This window comes from Streptomyces sp. NPDC058470 (assembly GCF_042721055.1).
Classification (GTDB): domain Bacteria; phylum Actinomycetota; class Actinomycetes; order Streptomycetales; family Streptomycetaceae; genus Streptomyces.
The window spans coordinates 10,614-14,167 of the sequence record NZ_JBHXMF010000098.1 but is presented as its reverse complement, the minus strand read 5'-3'; the positions used below and the strand labels follow the sequence as shown (position 1 = coordinate 14,167).

Below are 3,554 nucleotides of genomic sequence, written 5' to 3'. Positions count from 1 at the left end.
CGGCTTCCGATTTCCGGCTGCCGCTTACGGCTCACATCTCACGGAGACGCACCGAGCGGCCAGGCTACGGGGGATGGCCTGGCCGCTCGGCGTTCTGGGGAGGGGATGTCCCGGTCCCCGGTTCGCGGGCGCCCCGTTCAGGAGGGCACCCGCGAGGCTCATGCCTTGGCGAGTTCCTTCTCGCCGCCCTGCTCCGGGACGTCCGCGTCGGCCGGAGCCGCGCCGTCCTCGTCGTCCAGCAGGGTCGTCTCGTCGAACGGGAACTCACCGGCGAGGACGCGGTTCACCCGGTCCGTGTCGATCTCCTTCGTCCAGGTGCCGATCAGGACGGTGGCGACCGAATTGCCCGCGAAGTTCGTCAGGGCGCGCGCCTCGCTCATGAAGCGGTCGATGCCGACGATGAGGCCGACGCCGTCCACGAGTGCGGGCTTGTGCGACTGCAGACCGCCGGCCAGCGTGGCGAGACCGGCGCCACTGACACCCGCCGCGCCCTTCGAGGCGACGAGCAGGAAGAGCAGCAGCGGGATCTGCTCCCCGAGCGACATCGGGGTGCCCATCGCGTCGGCGATGTAGAGCGAGGCCATGGTCATGTAGATCATGGTGCCGTCGAGGTTGAAGGAGTAGCCGGTCGGGATCGTGATGCCGACCACCGACTTGCTCACGCCCAGGTGCTCCATCTTCGCGATGACCCGCGGGAGGGCGGACTCGGAGGAGGAGGTGGACAGGATCAGCAGGAACTCACGGCCCAGGTATTTGAAGAGCGTGAGGATGTTCAGACCCGCGACGACGCGCAGCAGCGTGCCGAGCACGATGAAGACGAAGAGGAAGCAGGTGGCGTAGAAGCCCAGCATCAGGACGGCCAGGCTCTTCAGCGCGTCCACCCCGGCGGAACCGACGACGGCGGCGATCGCGCCGAAGGCACCGAGCGGGGCCGCCCACATCACCATGCCGAGGATACGGAAGACGAGCCGCTGAATGTGCTCGACGCCGCGCAGGACGGGCCGGCCGGCCGGTCCCATGGCCTGCAGCGCGAACCCGGCGAGCAGCGCCACGAGGAGGGTCTGCAGGACCTGGCCCTCGGTGAAGGCGGAGACCATGGTGGTCGGGATGATCGACAGCACGAAGTCGACCGGCGGCAGCGCCTCTGCCGACACCTGGCCCTGACCGGCTTCCTTGACGGCGTTGGTCACCTGGAGGCCCGTGCCCGGGTCCAGGATGTTGCCGACGACCAGGCCGATGCTGAGCGCCACCAGCGACATGACCAGGAAGTATCCGAGTGCGATACCGCCGACGGCGCCGACCTTGGCGGCCTTGCGTACGGAACCGATGCCCAGCACGATCGTGCAGAAGATGATGGGGGAGATCATCATCTTGATGAGGTTCACGAAGCCGGTGCCGATGGGCTTGAGCTCGACCGCGAAGTCGGGAGCGAGCAGGCCGACGGCGATACCGACGATCACGGCGCCGATCACGGCGATGTAGAGATAGTGGGTGCGGTCCCGCTTTACGGCGGGTGCGGCAGGTGCGGTTTGCGGGGTGCTGGCCACGGCTGCCCTCCTTGACGACGTCGTCGGCATCATCCGGCGTGCGGCTCACGACCGGCGGAACCCGGTGTGCGGCTCACGACCGGGGATCCGGAAGTCGCGCCTCCAGAACCGGGAGGCGGATTCCCGGGTGGATCCGGGAGAGAAGGCTCCCGGCCTGTCCTGGAGGCGCACTTCCAGGGGATGCGGTGACTATCTCCCGCCTTGTGAGGGCGGTCACCCTTCCGTTCATTTAGTTCACACTTATACCTGGAGGGAGACTGTTGAACATGCGCCTGCCCCGCGTCCCCAGACCCCGCAGCCTCGCCGGTCAGCTCTTCGGCATGCAGGCCGTGCTGATCGCGGTGCTCGTCGCCGGGTACGCGCTGTTCAGCTACGTCAGCGACCGCGGCCAGGCCGAGGAGGCGGCGGGACGCCAGGCCATGGCCGTGGCCGGCTCGGTCGCCGACTCCCCTTCCGTAGGCGAGGCGATCCACACCAGCGACCCGACGAAGACCCTCCAGCCGTACGCCCTCCACGTGCAGCAGGACACGGACGTCGACTTCGTCACCATCATGAACACGGCCGGCATCCGCTGGACCCACCCCGACGAGACGCTGATAGGCAAGCACTTCCTCGGCAACATCGACCCCGCGCTGAAGGGCAAGTCCTTCACGGAGACGTACACGGGCACGCTGGGTCCATCCGTTCGCGCGGTGGTTCCCATCTGGGACAACGGCAAGATCATCGGCCTGGTCAGCGCCGGTATCAAGGTCGAGGTGATCACCGCCCGCGTGCAGGACCAGGTGACGGCGCTCCTCGGCGTCGCGGCGGGCGCCCTGGCCCTGGGCGGTCTCGGCACGTACGTCATCAACGCCCGGCTGCGCCGCTCCACCCACGGGATGAACGCGGCCGAGCTGAGCCACATGCACGACTACCACCAGGCCGCGCTGCACGCCGTACGCGAGGGTCTGCTGATGCTGGACGGGCAGTTCAAGGTGGCGCTCATCAACGACGGCGGGCGCGAGCTGCTGGGGGTGGGCGGCGATGTGGTCGGCCGTTCCGTGGCCGAGCTCGGGCTGCCCGCACCGCTGACGGGCGCGCTGCTGTCGGCGGAGCCGCGGGTGGACGAGGTGCACCTGACGGCGAACCGCGTCCTGGTGGTGAACACCTCCCCGGTCTCCGGCGGCGACCGCCGTGGCACCGTCGTGACCTTGCGCGACGTCACCGAACTCCAGTCCCTGATGGGCGAGCTGGACTCGGAGCGCGGCTTCACCCTGGCGTTGCGCTCACAGGCGCACGAAGCCGCGAACCGCCTCCACACGGTGGTGTCCCTCATCGAGCTGGGCCGCGCCGAGGAGGCCGTCGAGTTCGCCACGGCGGAACTGGAACTGGCCCAGACACTCACCGACCAGGTGGTCGCGGCGGTCAGCGAACCGGTGCTCGCCGCCCTGCTCCTCGGCAAGGCCGCGCAGGCCAACGAGCGGGGTGTGGAGCTGGTGGTCTCCCAGGACAGCGCCATCGACGACGGACTCCTGCCGGACTCCCTGTCCGCTCGCGACCTGGTCACGGTCCTGGGGAATCTCATCGACAACGCGGTGGACGCGGCACAGGGGACGGTGGGCGCGCGGGTCACCGTGACGGCGTTCACGGACGCCGACGGGCTGGTGCTGCGGGTCGCCGACACCGGTGCGGGGGTCGATCCCGCTCACGCGGAGGCGGTCTTCCAGCGCGGCTGGTCGACCAAGCCGTCGGGGCCCGGCGGCCGGGGCCTGGGGCTGGCTCTCGTACGACAGGCCGTGAGCAGGCACGACGGCACCTTGACGGTGGCGGCGGCCGCCGGGGGCGGGGCGGAGTTCGAGGCGCGGCTGCCGTTGCCTACGGTGTCCTCGACGCCGAGTACCACGTCGTCCGGGACCGGGGCATCCGCCACGACATCCGGGGCCGACGCGTCGACCACGCCGACCGAGGCCGACACACCCACCACGACACCCGAGACCAGGCCACCCACCACGACATCCGAGGCCGACG

At 69.6% G+C, this 3,554-nt stretch carries 2 protein-coding genes; one reads left to right on the top strand and one right to left on the bottom strand.

Annotated features, from left to right (window positions below):
* Positions 1-158: 158 nt before the first annotated feature.
* Positions 159-1,577: a cation:dicarboxylate symporter family transporter gene (locus ACFWP7_RS40585; protein WP_384392988.1), complete on the bottom strand. Its 1,419-nt coding sequence runs from the start codon at positions 1,575-1,577 to the stop codon at positions 159-161.
* Between the two features lie 236 nt (positions 1,578-1,813).
* Here ACFWP7_RS40585 and ACFWP7_RS40580 point away from each other — a divergent pair.
* Positions 1,814-3,554 (top strand): ATP-binding protein (locus ACFWP7_RS40580; protein WP_384392962.1); only part of this gene is annotated, 1,741 nt, incomplete at its 3' end.